The organism is Xenorhabdus bakwenae (assembly GCF_030272115.1).
Classification (GTDB): domain Bacteria; phylum Pseudomonadota; class Gammaproteobacteria; order Enterobacterales; family Enterobacteriaceae; genus Xenorhabdus; species Xenorhabdus bakwenae.
Map to the genome: position 1 here is coordinate 1,956,547 of NZ_CP119194.1, position 17,574 is coordinate 1,974,120.

Annotated in this window: 24 protein-coding genes and 4 pseudogenes; 20 read left to right on the forward strand and 8 right to left on the reverse strand. The window is 41.0% G+C overall.

Annotated elements, in window-relative coordinates:
* The first annotated feature begins 26 nt into the window (after positions 1-26).
* Positions 27-758, forward strand: a complete 732-nt coding sequence (gene pdxJ / locus PXH59_RS09970; RefSeq protein WP_285811532.1) for a pyridoxine 5'-phosphate synthase — start codon at positions 27-29, stop codon at positions 756-758.
* Entirely contained in the window at positions 758-1,138 is a 381-nt protein-coding gene (gene acpS, locus PXH59_RS09975) for a holo-ACP synthase (protein ID WP_047768492.1), read from the forward strand. The genes pdxJ and acpS overlap by 1 nt, the downstream gene beginning before the upstream one ends.
* 2 nt (positions 1,139-1,140) lie before the next feature.
* Here acpS and PXH59_RS09980 read toward each other — a convergent pair whose 3' ends face one another.
* The 3 genes from PXH59_RS09980 to PXH59_RS09990 all read right to left on the reverse strand — a co-directional run bounded on the left by PXH59_RS09980 (position 1,141) and on the right by PXH59_RS09990 (position 2,777).
* On the reverse strand, positions 1,141-1,401 hold the full coding sequence (locus PXH59_RS09980) for a YfhL family 4Fe-4S dicluster ferredoxin (protein WP_285811533.1): 261 nt from the start codon (positions 1,399-1,401) through the stop codon (positions 1,141-1,143).
* Positions 1,402-1,936: 535 nt separating this feature from the next.
* Positions 1,937-2,485 carry an IS630 family transposase gene (locus tag PXH59_RS09985; protein WP_285811610.1) on the reverse strand — a complete coding sequence of 183 codons (549 nt, stop codon included), beginning with the start codon at positions 2,483-2,485 and terminating at the stop codon, positions 1,937-1,939.
* Entirely contained in the window at positions 2,454-2,777 is a 324-nt protein-coding gene (locus PXH59_RS09990) for an IS630 transposase-related protein (RefSeq protein ID WP_285808283.1), read from the reverse strand. Before PXH59_RS09990 ends, PXH59_RS09985 begins: the two co-directional genes overlap by 32 nt.
* A gap of 190 nt (positions 2,778-2,967) precedes the next feature.
* Between PXH59_RS09990 and PXH59_RS09995 the strand changes: the two genes are divergently transcribed.
* Positions 2,968-3,375: a DUF2000 domain-containing protein gene (locus tag PXH59_RS09995; RefSeq protein ID WP_285811535.1), complete on the forward strand. Its 408-nt coding sequence runs from the start codon at positions 2,968-2,970 to the stop codon at positions 3,373-3,375.
* 193 nt (positions 3,376-3,568) lie between these two features.
* A pseudogene (locus tag PXH59_RS10000) lies at positions 3,569-3,760 on the forward strand (zinc-binding dehydrogenase); the annotation flags it as partial.
* A gap of 87 nt (positions 3,761-3,847) precedes the next feature.
* On the opposite strand, the pseudogene PXH59_RS10005 reads toward PXH59_RS10000, so the two are convergent.
* A pseudogene (locus tag PXH59_RS10005) lies at positions 3,848-4,000 on the reverse strand (IS630 family transposase); the annotation flags it as partial.
* Between the two features lie 917 nt (positions 4,001-4,917).
* On the opposite strand from PXH59_RS10005, the gene PXH59_RS10010 reads away from it, so the two are divergent.
* The 3 genes from PXH59_RS10010 (at position 4,918) to PXH59_RS20090 (ending at position 6,469) form a co-directional block, all read left to right on the forward strand.
* Positions 4,918-5,529, forward strand: coding sequence for a LysE family translocator (locus PXH59_RS10010; RefSeq protein WP_285811536.1), 612 nt, complete (start codon positions 4,918-4,920; stop codon positions 5,527-5,529).
* Positions 5,530-5,541: 12 nt separating this feature from the next.
* Complete coding sequence (locus tag PXH59_RS10015) at positions 5,542-5,709, forward strand: cupin domain-containing protein (protein ID WP_285811537.1); 168 nt, start codon at positions 5,542-5,544, stop codon at positions 5,707-5,709.
* 388 nt (positions 5,710-6,097) lie between these two features.
* A complete protein-coding gene (locus PXH59_RS20090) occupies positions 6,098-6,469 on the forward strand; it encodes a thioesterase II family protein (protein WP_434223376.1) in 372 nt (123 codons plus the stop codon).
* 193 nt (positions 6,470-6,662) lie between these two features.
* Here the strand turns inward: PXH59_RS20090 and PXH59_RS10020 are convergent, their stop codons facing one another.
* Together PXH59_RS10020 and PXH59_RS10025 are read right to left on the reverse strand one after the other, a co-directional pair.
* The gene (locus PXH59_RS10020) at positions 6,663-7,484 is read right to left on the reverse strand and encodes an AraC family transcriptional regulator (protein ID WP_285811538.1); all 822 of its coding nucleotides are present in this window, start codon (positions 7,482-7,484) and stop codon (positions 6,663-6,665) included.
* Between the two features lie 266 nt (positions 7,485-7,750).
* Positions 7,751-8,639, reverse strand: a pseudogene (locus PXH59_RS10025) (IS982 family transposase).
* Between the two features lie 63 nt (positions 8,640-8,702).
* Here PXH59_RS10025 and PXH59_RS10030 point away from each other — a divergent pair.
* Genes PXH59_RS10030 through PXH59_RS10040 form a run of 3 tightly spaced genes read left to right on the forward strand, consistent with a single transcriptional unit; the run spans position 8,703 to position 10,064 of the window.
* Positions 8,703-9,008 carry a hypothetical protein gene (locus tag PXH59_RS10030; RefSeq protein ID WP_285811734.1) on the forward strand — a complete coding sequence of 102 codons (306 nt, stop codon included), beginning with the start codon at positions 8,703-8,705 and terminating at the stop codon, positions 9,006-9,008.
* Entirely contained in the window at positions 9,005-9,364 is a 360-nt protein-coding gene (rusA, locus tag PXH59_RS10035; RefSeq protein WP_285811539.1) for a crossover junction endodeoxyribonuclease RusA, read from the forward strand. The genes PXH59_RS10030 and rusA overlap by 4 nt, the downstream gene beginning before the upstream one ends.
* A 1-nt stretch (position 9,365) precedes the next feature.
* The gene (locus PXH59_RS10040; RefSeq protein ID WP_285811540.1) at positions 9,366-10,064 is read left to right on the forward strand and encodes a hypothetical protein; all 699 of its coding nucleotides are present in this window, start codon (positions 9,366-9,368) and stop codon (positions 10,062-10,064) included.
* Positions 10,065-10,234: 170 nt separating this feature from the next.
* On the opposite strand, the gene PXH59_RS10045 is transcribed toward PXH59_RS10040, so the two are convergent.
* Positions 10,235-11,176, reverse strand: coding sequence for a hypothetical protein (locus PXH59_RS10045; protein WP_285811542.1), 942 nt, complete (start codon positions 11,174-11,176; stop codon positions 10,235-10,237).
* Positions 11,177-11,366: 190 nt separating this feature from the next.
* Here PXH59_RS10045 and PXH59_RS10050 point away from each other — a divergent pair.
* A pseudogene (locus tag PXH59_RS10050) lies at positions 11,367-12,650 on the forward strand (site-specific DNA-methyltransferase); the annotation flags it as partial.
* 3 nt (positions 12,651-12,653) lie between these two features.
* The gene (locus PXH59_RS10055; RefSeq protein ID WP_285811062.1) at positions 12,654-12,848 is read left to right on the forward strand and encodes a hypothetical protein; all 195 of its coding nucleotides are present in this window, start codon (positions 12,654-12,656) and stop codon (positions 12,846-12,848) included.
* Here the strand turns inward: PXH59_RS10055 and PXH59_RS10060 are convergent.
* The gene (locus PXH59_RS10060) at positions 12,837-13,052 is read right to left on the reverse strand and encodes a hypothetical protein (RefSeq protein ID WP_285811545.1); all 216 of its coding nucleotides are present in this window, start codon (positions 13,050-13,052) and stop codon (positions 12,837-12,839) included. The two genes, PXH59_RS10055 and PXH59_RS10060, sit on opposite strands and share 12 nt — an antisense overlap.
* A 167-nt stretch (positions 13,053-13,219) precedes the next feature.
* Here PXH59_RS10060 and PXH59_RS10065 point away from each other — a divergent pair, with 167 nt between their 5' ends.
* The 8 genes from PXH59_RS10065 (at position 13,220) to PXH59_RS10100 (ending at position 17,571) form a co-directional block, all read left to right on the forward strand.
* The gene (locus PXH59_RS10065; protein WP_285811547.1) at positions 13,220-13,543 is read left to right on the forward strand and encodes a phage holin, lambda family; all 324 of its coding nucleotides are present in this window, start codon (positions 13,220-13,222) and stop codon (positions 13,541-13,543) included.
* Positions 13,540-13,944, forward strand: a complete 405-nt coding sequence (locus PXH59_RS10070; RefSeq protein WP_285811549.1) for a structural protein — start codon at positions 13,540-13,542, stop codon at positions 13,942-13,944. The genes PXH59_RS10065 and PXH59_RS10070 overlap by 4 nt, the downstream gene beginning before the upstream one ends.
* Positions 13,945-14,113: 169 nt before the next feature.
* Positions 14,114-14,803, forward strand: a complete 690-nt coding sequence (locus PXH59_RS10075; RefSeq protein WP_285811550.1) for a Rha family transcriptional regulator — start codon at positions 14,114-14,116, stop codon at positions 14,801-14,803.
* A 2-nt stretch (positions 14,804-14,805) separates the two neighbouring features.
* Positions 14,806-15,255 (forward strand): lysis system i-spanin subunit Rz, encoded by a 450-nt coding sequence (locus PXH59_RS10080; protein WP_285811552.1) that lies wholly within the window; start codon positions 14,806-14,808, stop codon positions 15,253-15,255.
* Between the two features lie 49 nt (positions 15,256-15,304).
* Complete coding sequence (locus PXH59_RS10085) at positions 15,305-15,694, forward strand: hypothetical protein (RefSeq protein WP_285811553.1); 390 nt, start codon at positions 15,305-15,307, stop codon at positions 15,692-15,694.
* A gap of 659 nt (positions 15,695-16,353) precedes the next feature.
* The gene (locus tag PXH59_RS10090) at positions 16,354-16,923 is read left to right on the forward strand and encodes a BRO family protein (RefSeq protein WP_285811554.1); all 570 of its coding nucleotides are present in this window, start codon (positions 16,354-16,356) and stop codon (positions 16,921-16,923) included.
* A gap of 106 nt (positions 16,924-17,029) precedes the next feature.
* A complete protein-coding gene (locus PXH59_RS10095; protein ID WP_285811555.1) occupies positions 17,030-17,221 on the forward strand; it encodes a hypothetical protein in 192 nt (63 codons plus the stop codon).
* Between the two features lie 29 nt (positions 17,222-17,250).
* Positions 17,251-17,571 carry a hypothetical protein gene (locus PXH59_RS10100; RefSeq protein ID WP_285811557.1) on the forward strand — a complete coding sequence of 107 codons (321 nt, stop codon included), beginning with the start codon at positions 17,251-17,253 and terminating at the stop codon, positions 17,569-17,571.
* The last annotated feature ends 3 nt before the right edge of the window (positions 17,572-17,574 follow it).

Genomic DNA, 17,574 nt, shown 5'->3' on the forward strand with positions numbered 1-17,574 from the left:
ATCTTATATTATTGCAGGAGCTAAAAATGGCTGAGGTATTGTTAGGTATCAACATTGATCACATTGCAACCTTGCGTAATGCCCGTGGGACACAATACCCTGATCCCGTTCAGGCTGCATTTGTTGCAGAGCAAGCGGGTGCAGATGGTATAACCGTTCACCTACGTGAAGATCGCCGCCATATTACTGACAGAGATGTTCAATTATTAAAAAATACAATCCAAACCCGCATGAACCTTGAAATGGCGGTCACAGATGAGATGGTGGAGATTGCTTGCCAAATCAAACCTGCTTTCTGTTGTTTAGTCCCTGAAAAGCGTCAAGAGGTCACAACCGAAGGGGGATTGGCTGTGTCTGGACAAAAAGCGCACATTGCTGCGGCGGTTAAGACTTTATCAGAAGCGGGGATTTTAGTGTCTTTGTTCATTGATGCGGATCACCAGCAAATTGATGCTGCTGTCGAAGTTGGAGCGCCATTTATTGAAATTCACACGGGTGCGTATGCAGATGCAGGGAATGAGGTACAGCAGGAAAAAGAATTTCAGCGTATCAGAGAAGCTGCAACTTACGCAGCCGCTAAAGGGCTTAAAGTCAATGCAGGCCACGGCTTGACCTACCACAATGTGCAGCGTATTGCCGCCTTACCTGAAATTTATGAATTGAATATAGGACATGCCATTATTGGTCGTGCTGTATTCAGTGGCCTGTCTGCGGCTGTTACGGATATGAAAACTTTATTACGGGAAGCTCGCCGTTAATGGCCATTCTTGGATTAGGCACAGATATTGTTGAAATATCCCGCATTGAAGAAATTGTCGGGCGTTCAGGCGAACGTCTGGCAAGGCGAATTCTGAGTGACAGGGAATGGCAGCAATATCAACAGCATAATCAGCCTGTCCGCTTCCTGGCAAAACGGTTTGCTGTCAAGGAAGCGGCAGCTAAAGCGTTTGGAACAGGTATCCGCAATGGACTGGCCTTTAATCAATTTGAAGTGACTAATGATCCACTGGGAAAACCCACTTTGAAACTTCATGGAGAGGCCGCAGTGCTGGCTAACAAACTGCGGGTAAAATCGATGCATGTCACACTCGCAGATGAACGACGTTATGCCTGTGCGACGGTGATATTGGAAAATTAAATTCAGATCTTATCAGCATGATGTAGAAGCACAAACTTATCCCATAACTGCTCTTCAGTTTCCTGATGATTAGGATCAAGAATAATGGTGTTCGTAATCGGGCAGACAGATTGGCAAGTTGGTTTTTCGTAGTGCCCGATACACTCGGTACAGCGTTCAGGCTCAATTTCGTAGATCTCTGTGCCCATTGTGATGGCCTGATTAGGGCATTCGGGTTCACACATATCACAATTGATACAGCGTTTGGTAATTAATAGTGCCATTTCAACCTTTTTCCGTTATTTTCTATCAATATCAACGAATTATTCACTTTCTAAATCTACCGCTTTTAGTAATATACTGCGCTTTTATACACTATAAATTACCTTAATGAACCCTAAACCGTAACACAATAGCTATTTTTAGTGTCTAAAATAGAAAAATAGTGTAGTGCCTGAGTCAGGAATTCAACGTTTTGATATTACGGAGTTTATAATGGAAAACACATAGTAACACAAACGCTTAAAACCCCTGAAAACGACGCATATTTAAGCGCTCTGGTTAATTGGGACTCGTGTAAACCTCTTTATGCTAGCTCACACATGCAACTCTGTGTTACGGCTGCAAAAACTATCTTAAAGCATTTGGGTAAGCCACGTTGATCTATAGTTAAATCAATACAATTTGACATAATCAACATGTATCATAATTAGTGTAGTGGCATGATAGTTTATGACATTTTTTCCTGAAAACAGGGGAAGTGTTCAATGCAATCATCTGTCAACCTCTTGGAACAAGAACTTCTCTCATATAGCAGAATCAACATAACCTGACACACTCGATGTGCTCGGTGAACACCTCATCAACTGAACATCTTTTTTGTCTTCTTATCGCTTTTGCCCCACCCCATTTGTGTTCTATGGGATTCAAGTCCGGACTATAAGCGGGCAGCCACTCTAATTGATATTGACTCTCTGCTATCGCTTGTATCGTATCAAGTCGTTTATGAAAACGCGCATTATCCATGACTATCACGGCACCGTGTGGGAGTTTGGGCAATAAATCCTGCGTCACCCACGCATGAAAGACATCGGCGTTAATGTTGCCAGTAAATAAGCTTAAGGTGATGAACGTATTTTCGAGAATGGCTCCAATCACGTTAATACGGCCTTTCGCGTGCCAATCCTGTGTACCAAAACAACGCTGCCCTTTCTCTGAATACCCGTATATCCGTGGCATTGACTGCGCGAAACCACTTTCATCCAAATACACAATCGGTTTGCCTTCCTGTTTATAGCCGCTGATGCGCTCGACAAACGCCTGACGAAGCTGAGGATCAGCGCGAGGATGTTTTAAGGTTTTTTTTATGAGTGAGGCGAAGCCGTTTCAACGCGTAATGAATCGCCGATTGTGAGACCCCTAAGCGCTTTGCTCTTTCCCATTGATAGTCATCAGGAAAATTTTGGACATCCGCGATGAGCACCTCATCAGGAATTTTCATGGGAGGCTTATCACGCGTCATGCAAGGTTCTATTTTATGACTCCACCGGAACAGGGTACGAATAGAAATCTCAAAATGGGCACTCGTTTGTTCGAAAGTCAACGAATGCTTATCTTTGTATGCCAGTACTCTTTTTCGAAAATCTAGACTGTAACCCATTTCACTTTATGCCTTGTCATTTTGGATTTGGATATTATGACATATTAGTATGATTTTGCTATACATACGCGTCTGGTGCCGTTGTTTTAACATGTCACTACACCTGCATCGATGCACAAACGTACAAGACAAGTATTCTATCGTTAATTAAATATACTGTCACATAACAACACGTAGAGAGATGTTTAAGATGTTTGATACGAAAATTGCTTTTATAGTGCGAGATGACTTACAAACGTGGCAAAAACTTAATGTCGTTGCATTCCTCGCAACGGGTGTTTCCTCATCTGCATCTGAGATTATAGGTACCCCATATATCGACTCTTCTGGTCATAAATATGGTTGTATGTCTGGGCAGCCTATGCTTATTTTTGGTGCTGATCTTAAGGCACTTCAAAGTGTTCACAGGAAAGGCTTGGAGCGGGATTTACTTCTAGTTCCTTACGTCTACACAATGTTTTCAACAGGTCATGATGAAGCGAATCGAGCGGTTTTTTTAGCAGAAGATGCTGATAATATGAATTTAGTTGGCCTCGCTGTGCATGGCCCAAAGAAATCTGTAGATAAAGCAATAAAAGGCTTATCTCTTCATAAGTGACTATCATGCTTCTGTCGCATTAATCCCTGTCTGGATAATATGGTATTTTTTATTGGGGGAACTGGAAATGTCCCTGACTCAAAATATGGTCAAACTTCAGCATTAGCCTGTTGATATCATGGCCCGGTGTATTTGCGGGGAGCTGACCTATATGTTGAGGTGTAATCTGGAAGTAATGATATCTAAGCGGGAGATTTATTACCTTTTCCGACAAACCCATAAAATTCAGGCTGGGGAAATGTTCCTGTTCCATGCCGCCGCAGGAGGCGTAGGTTTGATTGCCTGCCAGTGAGCAAAAGCATTAGGGGCTAAATTGATTGGTACAATTAGTTCAGATGAGAAAGCGGCTCTTGCCAAGAGGAACACAGTTATGGTTATTATCTCCTGATCCGGCGTAGCCGGGATGATAAGCAAGAACGGGCTTACTATGTGGTTTATGCACACAAAGACCAGGCAGATCTCAATGTACGGTACAAAGAGTTTTGGCGACTTGAGCAACAGATTCCCCCTGATGTAATAGGAGTATCGCCATGATCCGGCGGGCATAGTTTTTATCCGGCGTTTTTTGGACGATTTTTCTCATCTGTCGCCGTTCATTTCGGGGAATGAGGGGTACGATAGGCATAACTCAGTCCTTCCTTTTTGTGGTTTTTGGGTTTTGTGATTAAAAAGTTCGCAAAAATAGGACTGAGTTTCTTTGATTCGCTTACCATTTTTAAAAGCTATTTAGATGATAATACTATCAATTTATATTAAGGGACACAGCCTAATGCAGGGATTTGAACGCATTTCGGATCAGAGATATCTCCAATTCACTCAAGAAAAAATGATAGACTACCCGAGCATGGCCTAATGCGACAAAACCTCTTGTAATCTGGCAAAAGCTCTATTTATTCAAAAAATTTTATTGAAATAAAATCAATGTATTAAATTAAAATTTTTCTTATTTAAAGGAATAATAAAATCAGCCACTCGTTACATTGGAATAATAATTGATCAATCAACTTTGCACAAACATACAATACACATACAATACATATAAAAAAAAGAGTTTTATCATTATAAAAAATGAACCACTCCACTGTAAATAGTTTGTCCCGGTAGTATTGGACTGAACCTAATGTATAAAATAAAAAAATAACAAATTTGAAATTACATTCGTTGTTGGGAAGGAATAAAAATAGCTCGAAACGAAGGTGTTGAGGTTTCATATGACGGAATAACATATTGGTTACTTGGATTTGGTATTTGATGCAACATCAGCTATTTTGAACGTATTTATTGATTTAACGGTTTGGATTGCATTTACTCCATACTCCAGCAAGAATCGAAACTGCTTGCATGTGATTTTTGCCAGGTTCCCATTAGATAGTTTATTCAGATGTTTAACAGTGGAAAGTTTATATAACCACATAAAATAATGCATGGAAGTTGCGGCTTGTCATGCTAATCATATATGCAAATTCAATTTTTAATAAGTAGAATTCTATTTCTAAATTAAATGATTTTTATTTATTCAAATTATTAACGTAGAGAAATTTTATGGAAATATTACTTTATACTCTTGGTGTGGTGTATAGCCCTGGCCCTGTTAACTTTATGGGAATGAATGCAGGTATAACAGGTCAGTTTAAAAAAACAATTGGCTTTTTTATTGGTGTAGGTTGTGCAATGTTAACGTTATTTATATTATTTGGATATGCAGGAGAAGCTATTATATCTCATAAGTATCTGCCTTACATTTCATTGCTTGGGGCTTTATATACATTTTATCTTTCATTTAAAATGGTGACATCTAATATACAGTTGAATAAAGGAGATGGAAGAACTGTATCTGATGAAATCCTCACGTTTTGGGATGGTTTTTTAATTCAAGCATTAAATCCCAAAGGCGTACTTGTAGTCTTACCTGTCACTACGGTTATGTATCCTGCTGCTCATGTTACAGGGCCAATGATATTTTTGGTATCGGTATTGATTTCAATTGGTGGGGCAGGCGCACCTGGACTTTACTCATTCTTTGGAGCAGTTATTGGTAAACAGATAAGGAATGACTCCTGGATTAATCTTCTAAATAAAGTAATGGGCGTTCTGCTGGCTGTTGTTGCCATTTTTATGACATATGATTTTTTTGTCGGTGTTAACTTAATATAAGGTGTGTACATCATGTCCTCCATTTTTAAACGTTGCTTAGTTAATTGGGATGAGATACCAAGAGAAAATATTTCAGAATCTATAGAAAGACAAGTTATTCATGGTGACGAATTAACTATTGTTAAATTTTATATGAAATCTGGTGCTTGTGTTCAAACACATTCACATCCAAATGGATAAGTTACTTGGATATTAACCGGTCATATTAGATTTCAGTATGGTGAAAATTTAGAGCATATGATTGATTTAAAATCGGGGGATGTTTTAAATTTACCTGCTAATATTCCACATAATGAAATATCTATTGAAGACACAATTGATTTCGATATTTTTACTCCTATTTCCGATAAACTTCAAGTTGCAATCCGCAAGACGACGCGAGGCCTTATATTTCCCTGCTGTGAGGGGAAATATAACACGCATCTTGAAGTTGGATTGGTATACACGTGAAGATTGGAAAATTCCAACAGAGAATTATTATTTTTCATCAACAAAGAATGGTTCCAAATAATGATGCAGAAAAAATGGATTTCACATTTCGAGATGTTAAAAAAATCGACTTCGAATTATTTGTTTTCCATTTGGAAGTGGAGGTACTTCATCATATCGTTTGTGGTACGAACTCTTTGATTCCGATGTTGAAATTTGCCCAGTTCACTTACCTGGTCGAGAAAGTAGATATGGTGAAGAACCATGCTTAGATGCAAATATCTTAATCAATGATTTATTACCAGAATTGTTACCATTACTTAATTGCCCTTCTATCTTTTTTGGATATAGCTTAGGTACAGCATTAGCATATAAAACTATAGTAGAATGTTCAAAGGTTATCAGGAAAACGCAACAACCACCGACTAAAGTCGGTGGTTGTTGCGTTATACCGAAATATTCATTTGATAGTATAAATGAATTCGTTTTTTTATATTGCTATTTATCATAATTGTGATTCCTATCGGTTTCTTATGGATTTCATTAGTCGGGATAATAAGGAAGCAATCATCTCAATACTTATTGTTCATAATATATAAGATAGCTTCTATTATTCTTATGACGTTCGATTGCATTTTGTTTTTATCTTTATTAGTATAATGGTTCTAAAGCACCCTGTCAAAAAAGGGCGCAAATTAATTTATTTAAATATACTTTTCTTTATTTATATTTTTCCAATGTGCTGGTGTTACTCCGAATGTTTTTGTGAAATGTCTTGCCATATGACTTTGATCGAAGAAGCCCGCGATCAATGCAGCATCAGTAATGGACTCTCCAACAATTAGACTGGATTTTACTACATCTAACCTTCGCATTGTCATATATCTATGAGGACTGGTTCCGAATAGTAACCTGAAATCTCTCGAAAGACTCCAGCGATCACGATTTGCGCTGCGCTCAAGTTCATCTAATGTTATATTTTTATCTAAATTTGAATGAATATACTCTCTTGCTCTTTCTGCAGCGAAATAATCAAAATTTCTCCTTCTATTTAAAGGAGTTCCACTTGCTTCAACTAATGAGATAACCAAATCATAAAGAGCATCCTCCTCCTCCATAGGGTCTATTCTGCAATCCATATTTTGTAATAATGCGTTTATTGCCTTGAAAATATTAGGATCTTTGGTTATCCCATTTTTTATAAATGGTAATGGCTTTCCCTTTATTATTTCTTGTATCATTGATGGTTCGATATATATCATTTGATAACGGAAGCCAGAACTCGTCCCAGCCTCGCCATCATGAACTTCGTCAGGATGTAATACAATAGTATTACCAGGAAGACTGTGTTGCATGTGACCACGATAGTGAAAACTTTGGACTCCAAACAAGGTTTTTCCAATTGCATAGGTGTCGTGTCTGTGAGGGGAATAGGCATGATTTAAAAAATAAGCCTCTATTCTTTCGACTTTGCTAGTCTCGGGTGCCCTGTATACCCAATCCCGCGATGTAGCTAATCCATGCATCTTAACTCCATATGACAGTTATATTGTAAAATAATTAAAATAATCACTATTTTTTAATAAATCCCCATTCTATACTCGATAAACTTCAAGTTGCAATCCGCCTGACAATGCGAGGCCTTATATTTCCTCGCTGTGCGGGGAAATATAACACGCATCTTGAAGTTGGATTGGTATAATTACAATACCCTACATGGAGTAATGAACGGGTAGCTATGAGGTCATGACTCCAAAGCGTTAATTTGATATTATTAACGCGATGCTCGACTTTAACATCCTATAACGTTGGCTTGTTGAAGCCAGTCGCGTTGACTTTTACCTTGTTTAAAATTGGCAAAAATACCCAATGTGTGAGAAAGCAGTTTTCTGGCAATTCGATTACTCAAATGCCACAAATCCCGTGCCCAGCACTTCTCGATAGCAAATTGTCCGGCGAGTTGACCAATCACGGTTTCAATTAAACGGCGTTTGGCGTTAATGACCCTTCTCGTTTTTCTGGGGATGGGATCATCCCTATTGGCACGCACTGGGGTAATCATTTCAATCCCCTCTGCCTTCATTTCCTGTTTAAATTCAACGCCTAAATACCCTTTATCACCCAGCAAATAGCCTTTTATCGAACCGATCACATCCCAGGTTGCTTCACGCTCACTGACATTGGCGGGAGTCATCGTAAACCCGGTTACCACGCCGATTTCGTCTATCATGAGATGTCCTTTGAAGCCGTAGTAAGTTTCGTTTTTGGCGGCACAGTACCCATAATTGGCTGTTGGCACTACCTTTTGCTCTTTTGAATCCACAGACGGGCAGCGGAAATCCGTCGATAATATGTACCGGCCTGTCGGGCGCGCCCAATAACCTCGCCAGCTTTTCTTGCAGTTGTTGTTTAACAACCCAAAGATTCGAAATCTGTTTAGCGAAATTGGCGCGTGAACCCAGTCCCGGAAACCACTCGCGCCAGTGGTCACGAAAGTACGTCCAAATGCCTTTATCCGTTGAAAATTCTAAAAATTCGCCCACCACTTCCATCGTGATGGCTTCCGCATCGCTCAGCTTAGGTGGATATCCCCGGCTTCTGAACCGTGTGCCTTGCTGTAACACCGTTAGATTTTCATCTACCCAACAAAATACCCAAATGATAAAATCTTGCTGTGACATAGCCTTTTGTTCCTTTATTTCTCTATTTTTGACGACTTAAAGTTATAAAGGAGCGGCTATGTCATTTCAACTCACCATAAAAGTCGAGCATCGCGTTACCGTAGTAAAAAATGGCTGGCCGCAGTCGGTCAGATTGAATGCTGTGTTCGATGTGGCAAATATGGCATTCAGGTCGCACACCGGAACGAAGGGAAAGGCATGGGGCTAAAGGTTGATGACAGCCTGACAGCGGCCCTGTGTTCTGAATGTCATTATGCTATCGATAATGGGCTGGATATGAGCAGAGATGAACGCCGGCACGAGATGGACAGATCGATTGTGTTGACCATCAAAGAACTGACGCGGAGGGGATTAGTTGGCGCACTATGAAAACCTACAATTTAAAATTGCCGTGGCCGCCATCGAATAATACCTATTGGCGACATACCGCACGCAGCCATTACATTTCAGAAAAAGGCACCAAATACCGACAAAAAATCATAGAACTCATCAAGCAGCAGAACCTCAATATCAACACCACATCCCGCATCAAAATCTCAATTACAGCCAATCCTCCAGACAGACGACGAAGAGATATCGATAACCTGCCTAAAGCGGTTTTCGATTCGCTGACTCATGCCAATTTCTGGGCCGATGACGAACAGATTGATGATATGCGGATCATACGGGGTGAACGGGTTGCAGGTGGCTGTTTGGATGTCCAGATATGGGAATTGGGAGAGTGAGATGGGGGAGATATTAAGGATACCGGGCACAAGAGATAAGAGTGCAACATGGATTACAGCATCATCCAGTAAAATTAATAGCTACCAGTACGTAGCCAACGCTCCGAGAAAATCTTACCTCGGTAAGTCCCGAAGATTAACGCCAACACAAGAGCGTTGGGTTAAGGCTATATTGTCACTATGGGCTGATGAGGTAGGTGGTTCAGCCTATTCTGGCGGATATGGAAGCGGCGGCGATGGTATATGGCGATTTGTTAGTGGATGGTCAGGAGAGCAGCAAGAGAAATTTATGACTGTATTCGAATGGCTGAGAAATGGCGGATACAGAGGAGAGGAACTACTGAAAAAAGCTCACATGATTTTATTTCCCAAACAATCACTCAGCGACATGTTTCAACGCGCCAACGATGTAGATGAAGCTGATTTTGTAGAGAAAGCGATCCTGAAAGCCTTTAGCAAGTCCAACCCCGTATATGTTCTCGCTACTGACTATTATCTTCGCAGAAACACTGTGCAAACTCTCGCAAATTATATGCAGAGTGATATTGCGCCGTGGCTGACCATTAAGCAGTGCATTGATCGGGTGAAATGGTGCATTAGTTTATTTCATGCAAAAGTTTATATGGTGCTACAGGATGAAATGGCTAAGGAGCGCATAAAAAAAGGAATAGAAGTAAAAAATATTTCTGAAATAACTTGAAAATAAGTTATGGAAGTGTATATTTTAGGTATGCTCGGAGCAAGAAGCGAAAGAGCGGGTAATAAGAGAACTGGGGCGGCGCTTATTACTGAACCGCCCAGTTGGTCACTTCGACTTAGGTCTGGGACTCCAACCACTCCGGCTGAGAGGTCGGAATAAATTCATAAGCCTCAATTCGTCGGGGCTTGGCTATTTTCTAATGATGATAAAAATTCGCTATATCTTTCTATGTCGATATTGCTGACATTAGGGTTCTTTTCCAGATCTTTTAATAATTCCCCTAGATTTTTCTTAGTGAAGAATTGTCTGGCGATTGATAGTTTTTCCTGAGCGAGTGCGATATTGGTATCAATAGCATTTACCATTTTAACGATGGATTTCAGTTTAGTTACTGACAGGTTGTCAGGATCACAGTCTTGGAGTTTTTGAGCTGCACCTCTTAAGTTTTCATTGAAGATCTTATCGAGGGTTTCTTCGGGTGAAAGAAAGTCAATATGTTTGATTTGACCAATTGCTTCCCTTTTTGTTTCTTCTATAGTGCGGCCAGTTGCTTCATAAAATTCAATTTCTTTTTTTGTTAAAGCTTTAATCTTATAAATAACACCATCGTTATTTGCATGCATTCTTCTCAGAGTAGTATAAGCAGAACGACCTATTACTTCTGGGTTATTTATTTTTTCAAATAATGAAATCGCCCAATAAATACTTTTCTTGCCGACTGTAAGTGAATTTACTTTCTTCCAGATTGGAAAGATTTGTGATTTATGATTACGGATAGCGATTTTTAATTCTTCTAGAACAACTTTATTTTTGAAGATAGCAGCCATTTCACTAAAAATAACGTGAAAATATTTAGTGCCGCATTGGTGACCTATATTTGCTTCTGTTCCATCTGTGGTCTTAACGATGTAACCAGTGCGGTGATGTGTATGACAGTTCTTTAATCCACACTGAATCATTGGATGGAGTTCATAATAACCAATGATATCATCTAAAGTTTTGTCTTTAATATCTAAATCATGAACATAATTACCTCTATTGATTATTTCACTCCAATCATGGATTTGAATTATTTTTTCATTATCATCTTGTAGGAATATTTTTATATTCATCACGTAACCTTTTTTAATTATTAACATCTTATTATAACACCAAGATGATCAACAAACACTCGCATTGGTCTTTAAGTGGCCTAATGGCGAGCGAAATATAGCCTTTTTTATTTATGCCACCGCAATCACTTTCATAATCAGGTCGCTCCGGTGGCCTTTTTTGTTACCGGGTATTCCACTGATGACCATTGAAGAACGCTACCGCTTTACATGGCAGGGTAAGGCCCGTGCGCGTCAACTTGCTCAAACGCCATCGACAGGAACCTTGTGCCCCTGTAAAGAAGAAAGTGTTAACTGGGATACCACAGAGAACCTGTTTATTGAAGGTGATAATCTTGAAGTTTTAAAGTTGCTGCAAAAATCTTATCACAAGAAAGTGAAGATGATTTATATCGACCCGCCCTATAACACAGGTAAGGATTTTATCTATAAAGACAGATTCCATGATAATTGGCTAAACATGATGTACCCAAGATTGAAATTAGCCCGGAATTTATTATCTGATGATGGAATTATCTTTATATCGATAGATGACCATGAAGTTATTAATTTATCCAATGTGTGCAATGAAATATTCGGTGAAGCTAATTTTGTTGAAAGACTTATCTGGAAGAGTGGAAGAACCTCAGCATCAATTTTTACCCGAGAGCATGAATATATCCTGGCCTATGCAAAAGACAGGTCTCAGTTACCCCGTATTGTTTATCAGGGTGATGAGAGCTTGATTTCTGATCGGGCAATAAAACGGGTGAGCGTTAAAAACCCGGCGTCAGAAATAACCTTCCCCGCCGGAGTTAAGTTCTTGGGTGAAAATAAAACGTTTCCATCGGTATTTGGCGATAAAGAAGTCGTTGAAGTGACCTCGGGTGTGCTTGAATGCAAGGATGGAGCCTTAGCCAGCGAAGTCACGCTAAAAGCGGGCTGGACAATGAAGCACCAAATCAAAAACTGGCTGTCAGGAAAGGAGACTGTTGACTCTAAGGGACAGCAGGTTATTGAATTTTTCTTTAAACCTAATGGTGTTCTTCAATATGTTAAGAAGAGGGGCACTGAACATCCCAAAACCATCATAACCGGTTTTACCACGAAGCAGGGAAGTCAAGAGGTTGAAGCCCTGCTCGGTTCACCTGTTTTTGATTATCCCAAGCCGACAGGATTAATTGAACACCTAATGAAGGTCACGGATAGTGACGATATCATTCTTGATTTTTTTGCCGGAAGCGGCTCTACCGGTCATGCGGTATTAAAACAAAACAAGAAAGATGGCGGCAGAAGAAAGTTTATCCTGGTTCAATGGCCTGAGCCTTTCTCAAAAAATGCGGGCGCAACAAGGTATTGTACTCAGGAGTCAATACCTGAATTGATTTCCAGAATTGCCCTCAAAAGAATAAAAAAAGCCATTTTAGAAGAAGATAAAACGCAAGGTGTCAGGTTTTTCAAATTAGATCCAACAAATAACTCACTAGCGAGGTGAATGATGGAAAAGCGTATTGAAGAACTGGAGAAAAAAGTTGAAGGGTTGGAAAAACAGCTCGCAATAAATGAGTCTAGTGCGAGCTGTAGCCTGACTAGTGCCTTGGTGAAAATAGAGGCTCTAGAAAACTATCTTTATAATGTGAATGAAGATTTTAAGATAGCCATAGAAAATATCCATGCTCAGTTAAATGGATAATTTCTCCTTGTAGATACTGTATGCCAAGTCTGTTATTTCCCGCAGAGTCATGTCCACTAGGTTATGGTTATTGCCGTCAATATTAATAATGGTAGTAGTTCCATTCACTCTTAAAGCAACACTGACATTTTTATCGGGGAAGTCTACGTCCGTGGCTGTGATGTGGTAAATGCCATGGATTGCACCAATGAAGTAGTCATCCATATTATTTTATTCCTCACACCGAAGTTAATCAGCCATCACTTCGGTTATTAATTGATTTTTGGCTGACCCAACAGCTTACCTTAACTATTAACCTATTACTTTTAACCTACTCACAGGGGTAACCATCGTTCACCCCACGGACGCCCATTGTTCAAATGGGGTGGAATATGAAGATGAAAGAAAATCCTGATTTATGGGCTGACATGTTAAATGGCCTGAAAAACTCGTGGCCACAGATATCCGGCTCTGCTTTAGCTATCGTAATTTGTTACGGACGCCTGATTTACGACGGCGTGGAACGAAAGAACCGCTGGGTAGAGGCGCTGCTCTGTGGTGCTTTGTCATGGAGCGTATCCAGTGGGCTAGAGATGTTTGGCATTCCTATCAGTTTTGCACCGGCTATCGGTGGCGCTGTTGGATTTATTGGCGTTGAGAAAATACGCGAGTTTGCTATTCGTGCCATCAATAAACGGTTGGGGGGTAAACAGTGAGCAGAGGCATTCGCAATAACAACCCGGGCAATATTGACCACAATCCCGCTAATAAGTGGCAGGGTCAAATTGGAATCGAAACAGGGGTAAAAAATCCTCGGTTCTGTCTGTTTGAATCACCGGAATATGGTATCCGGGCACTCATGAAGTTGCTGACCAATTACCACAAGAACGGTTATCAGAGTGTGGCCAGGATGATTAATCGCTATGCTCCAAATAGCGAGAATAACACCTCAGCCTATATCAAGGGTGTTGCCAAGGCGCTGAATGTAGACCCGAATCAGGTTCTGGACATCAATAAACCCACGCTGATTGCGCTGGCTAAGTCCATTATCTGGCACGAGAACGGCAAGCAGCCTTATTCCGATGATGTATTTGAAAAAGCCTACAGCTTAATCTGAATTCCATAGCCTCGCATTTGCGGGGCTTCTTTTTTATCTGCGTACTGACGTGCGCGAACCCCAATCATGAGCTTATAGAAATAGAGCCTGAGAATTATCGCCAGGTGGCGACCTCTCATGGGCGATATTTCTACGTCAGCAGGCTCTTATTTCTATAGGAATACGCAAGATGAGACTTTTAGTTAAAAAATCCAATGGTCAGCCTGTAGTCACAACAGATGTTATTGCCAGTGAGTTTGGTAGAGATCATAAGAACGTCTTGCAGAACGTAAGAGAATTAATAGAAAGCAGTCATTTAGGAGGGCTTGATTTCAAGCCCTCCTCATATATCAGCAAACAAAACAAAGAATTACCTTGTTATGAATTAACTGAACGGGGATTCCTGATTGCCATGCCGTTTATTGGTGGTGAGAAAGCCCGTGATGGACAAGTACGCTTGGTTGACAGTTTCATTAAGTTTCGTGAAAAGGCAACAAAAGAATCTCAAATTCAACTGGAGCGGGAAAGAGCCAGAGTTGAATACCGACCTATGACTGATGCTATTAAAAATAGCCGGGAACAGGACGGGAAAGAAACGGAGCATTTTCATTACAGCAATGAAGCCGACCTGATTAATGATGTCGTCCTCGGAATGAAGTCGGCCAAGTTTAAGAAGCACAATGATATTGGCAAAAGCGAAGCAGTCAGGGATTACTTGACTGAGTGGCAGATTAAAGCCATTACCGAATTACAGCGGGCAAATACGGTTCTTATTTCAATGGGCTGGGATCGTGAACAAAGAAAACAGGCGTTAAACGGGATTTTTGATAAAAACTATCGTACCCCTCTGATAGAAGAGCAAGCAAGGTTAAATTCATAGCGATGAAACTCAATAGTCAATACTTCACGCTCGGTGCTTTTGCTGTCGTCGCTGGCCTGCTCTGGTTCTATTACAGTGAGTATCAGGACAAGGCCAAAGAATACCGTAGCTTAAAGCTACAGTATGACGAACAGGTCGCCATCAACACCACCCAGCAAGCGCGCATCCAGCAACTCCACGAACGGGATGCAAAAAGCTTACAGAAACTCGCCAATGCCAAATCTAAACTTGATGAGCTTAACGATACTCTCCGCACTAACGTTAAGCGCGTGTACGTCAAAGCCGAGTGCCCCGTGTCTGAAACCGCTTCCCCCTCCGGCATGGACGGTTCAAGACCCGCCAGACTGGCGAAAGACGCTGAACAGGATTATGTACGTCTCCTCGGAGAACTTGAAACCCTTGAAGCCCAGTTCCTCGGACTGAGGGATTGGGCGAAGATTGAATGTCAGTAGCCTCTGAATAATCAGGGGCTTTTTATTATCAGAAACAGGAAAAGAAACCATGTTTACAGTTAAGCAGATTATCGAGAACGCCACATCATTGTATGAAACCAAAGAGATCACCATTGCTCGTATTGGTTCACCTCAATGGAAACAGGCATTTGATTTGGCTAACGAGTTGGGTATTGAAACCCCAGATGTCATTGAATTTATTCCACCGTCCTATTCAGATGAAGAAATGACACAGGTTATTGAAGAAGAACATTCACTCAGTGTAACCCGTGAAGGTGTGAGCGCTAATGATTGTATTGCCATTGTCTGTTCAAATATTTCCAGCCCTACATTTCCGGAAATTCCAGAGCTGGGTGGAGGTGGGTATCAGTTTCTCTACAAAGGGGATCAGCTGTATATCACCAATGAAAGCGGTGCTACGGTAGAAGTGGTTAAGTAAGACCCGTCCTCACCCCCTCAGAGCAAATGATACTGGGGTGGTGAGAGTAAATACCGTGTCATGACGAGAGGACGGCAGGAATGCTACCGTCCTTGCTTGATTTATTAGTCTGTTCACGTTGGTGAATTTGACGGGGTTATTGAAATATTAGAGGCGCACTGTGGCAACATTGGTAATAACACGCAAATAGGATCAAGATCTATACAATTACCTGAATCATCTGGGCAATTGCTGGAAATATTGGCGTAAGTTTGCAGTGGTAGCATAGCCGAACCCGCCAACAGACTAAGAAGAAGATATTTTTTCATTTTATTCACCTTATTTCGCTGACTACAACAAAGACCAGTAAACCCATTTCCACACAATAACAAGCGAATAATGCTTAACCATTAGTTACTCTATGAAACTAAAGTAAATATTTCTGTGTCCATTCCCTGAGTGGCTACAGGAATAACCCATGCTGCCACTCCGTTCCTACCGCGTACCCAACGCACACGGGCTGGTGGCATTTTTATTTTCACCGCGCACCGCAGCGCCAATCTAAACATCGAGCCTTTATTTAGGAATGAGCCTTTGAGGAATCAGCTAAAACTGATGCTACTCGATGGGCTGATCTCCTATTGCGGCAAAGGTTCATTACCTAAGTAAGGATAAGCATCGTGAGTACAGCATTAACTTTCAAAGAAAAAGAAGTGATCCCTTTTGACAATGGCGATGGGAAAATTTGGTTTACTGGTGAGCAGTTAGCCAAATTACTTGGCTATGCCGATATGAAGCAAGTGAACAAGATTTACCAGCGTCACAAAGATGAGTTTACCGACACGATGACTACCGTGGTCAAAGTGACGGCCTCGGACAAATCAATGGCTTACGGTGAATTATCCTCAGATGTCAGACTTTTTTCTTCCAGAGGTGCTCATCTGATTGGGATGGTATCAAGAACCAAGGTTGCCAAAGAATTGCGAAAGTGGTTACTGGATCTAGCAGAGAAAGAAAGCAATACAGGTACTCCATCCATTGAATATACGATTCAACAGATGCAGGACATTGTCACAAAAGCACAAAAGGCGTCTGATGAAGATTCCTCTGATGCAGGCCGCAGATTGAGAAAACGGCAAGATGACTTGGTTACCCTCGACAAGGCTAAACGCTTGATCGATGACCTTAGTCAGATGGCTCTTGACTTGGTTGGAGGTGGTAAACAAGAGATTGCGAATATTGGACGATAAGTTACTTCCTGAATGTTTTTTCAGCATTTTATATAACCACCGTGCAAAAACTGTCGGGGTTATATCAACCAGACCAGTTAATTATTCTGATTTATGGAGAGCAAACATGTCACAAGGTACAGCAACATCCACATTCACTGTCGGTATCCAATACGACACTGAAACATTAAGCCAGCTTGAATCACAGCTAGAACACATTGCTGAACTGTTGGAGCGCATTGATGGACAAGCCCGTGGCGGGTTTATCGAAAAGCGTGTTAATGCCATGCTGAGTGGTGTTAAGGTGTTAAGGGGTTAAGTCAGGATGCCAAGACCTATCCCGCAGGTATGACGCTGGCAGTAGATGAAGGAATCAAGGCTGGGGTTACTGCTGATAGCTTCAAGGTATGTGGTTCAGAAGGGAAAGTAAGAGTAGCTGTTACTCCATTGGAACTGGCAGTAGATATAAACGCCAATGCCATAATCAATGAAATAGAGAAAGCATATAGAGGGACTGCTAAGCAAGCACGCCTGAGTTCGGCCGTCATTAACTCAGCGAAAATACCCAGCATCCCTGATGATGATCATATCCGCCAGATAATCCGTGAAGAGATACTACTGTTTGTTGCACACGAGAGTGAACGCGGCGGGCTGTTCTCGAAGTGGTGATGC

Excerpts from the sequence above, each read along its gene's own strand:
- PXH59_RS09990 (WP_285808283.1), bottom strand. The coding sequence starts at position 2,777 with ATGGGTTACAGTCTAGATTTTCGAAAAAGAGTACTGGCATACAAAGAT.
- rusA (WP_285811539.1), top strand. The coding sequence starts at position 9,005 with ATGAAAACCTACAATTTAAAATTGCCGTGGCCGCCATCGAATAATACC.
- PXH59_RS10065 (WP_285811547.1), top strand. The coding sequence starts at position 13,220 with ATGAAGATGAAAGAAAATCCTGATTTATGGGCTGACATGTTAAATGGC.
- PXH59_RS10060 (WP_285811545.1), bottom strand. The coding sequence starts at position 13,052 with ATGGATGACTACTTCATTGGTGCAATCCATGGCATTTACCACATCACA.
- PXH59_RS10055 (WP_285811062.1), top strand. The coding sequence starts at position 12,654 with ATGGAAAAGCGTATTGAAGAACTGGAGAAAAAAGTTGAAGGGTTGGAA.
- PXH59_RS10020 (WP_285811538.1), bottom strand. The coding sequence starts at position 7,484 with ATGCATGGATTAGCTACATCGCGGGATTGGGTATACAGGGCACCCGAG.
- PXH59_RS10085 (WP_285811553.1), top strand. The coding sequence starts at position 15,305 with ATGTTTACAGTTAAGCAGATTATCGAGAACGCCACATCATTGTATGAA.
- PXH59_RS10100 (WP_285811557.1), top strand. The coding sequence starts at position 17,251 with ATGACGCTGGCAGTAGATGAAGGAATCAAGGCTGGGGTTACTGCTGAT.
- PXH59_RS10075 (WP_285811550.1), top strand. The coding sequence starts at position 14,114 with ATGAGACTTTTAGTTAAAAAATCCAATGGTCAGCCTGTAGTCACAACA.
- PXH59_RS10080 (WP_285811552.1), top strand. The coding sequence starts at position 14,806 with ATGAAACTCAATAGTCAATACTTCACGCTCGGTGCTTTTGCTGTCGTC.
- PXH59_RS10015 (WP_285811537.1), top strand. The coding sequence starts at position 5,542 with ATGTCCTCCATTTTTAAACGTTGCTTAGTTAATTGGGATGAGATACCA.
- PXH59_RS10045 (WP_285811542.1), bottom strand. The coding sequence starts at position 11,176 with ATGAATATAAAAATATTCCTACAAGATGATAATGAAAAAATAATTCAA.
- PXH59_RS09995 (WP_285811535.1), top strand. The coding sequence starts at position 2,968 with ATGTTTGATACGAAAATTGCTTTTATAGTGCGAGATGACTTACAAACG.
- pdxJ (WP_285811532.1), top strand. The coding sequence starts at position 27 with ATGGCTGAGGTATTGTTAGGTATCAACATTGATCACATTGCAACCTTG.
- PXH59_RS10040 (WP_285811540.1), top strand. The coding sequence starts at position 9,366 with ATGGGGGAGATATTAAGGATACCGGGCACAAGAGATAAGAGTGCAACA.
- PXH59_RS10010 (WP_285811536.1), top strand. The coding sequence starts at position 4,918 with ATGGAAATATTACTTTATACTCTTGGTGTGGTGTATAGCCCTGGCCCT.
- acpS (WP_047768492.1), top strand. The coding sequence starts at position 758 with ATGGCCATTCTTGGATTAGGCACAGATATTGTTGAAATATCCCGCATT.
- PXH59_RS10095 (WP_285811555.1), top strand. The coding sequence starts at position 17,030 with ATGTCACAAGGTACAGCAACATCCACATTCACTGTCGGTATCCAATAC.
- PXH59_RS09980 (WP_285811533.1), bottom strand. The coding sequence starts at position 1,401 with ATGGCACTATTAATTACCAAACGCTGTATCAATTGTGATATGTGTGAA.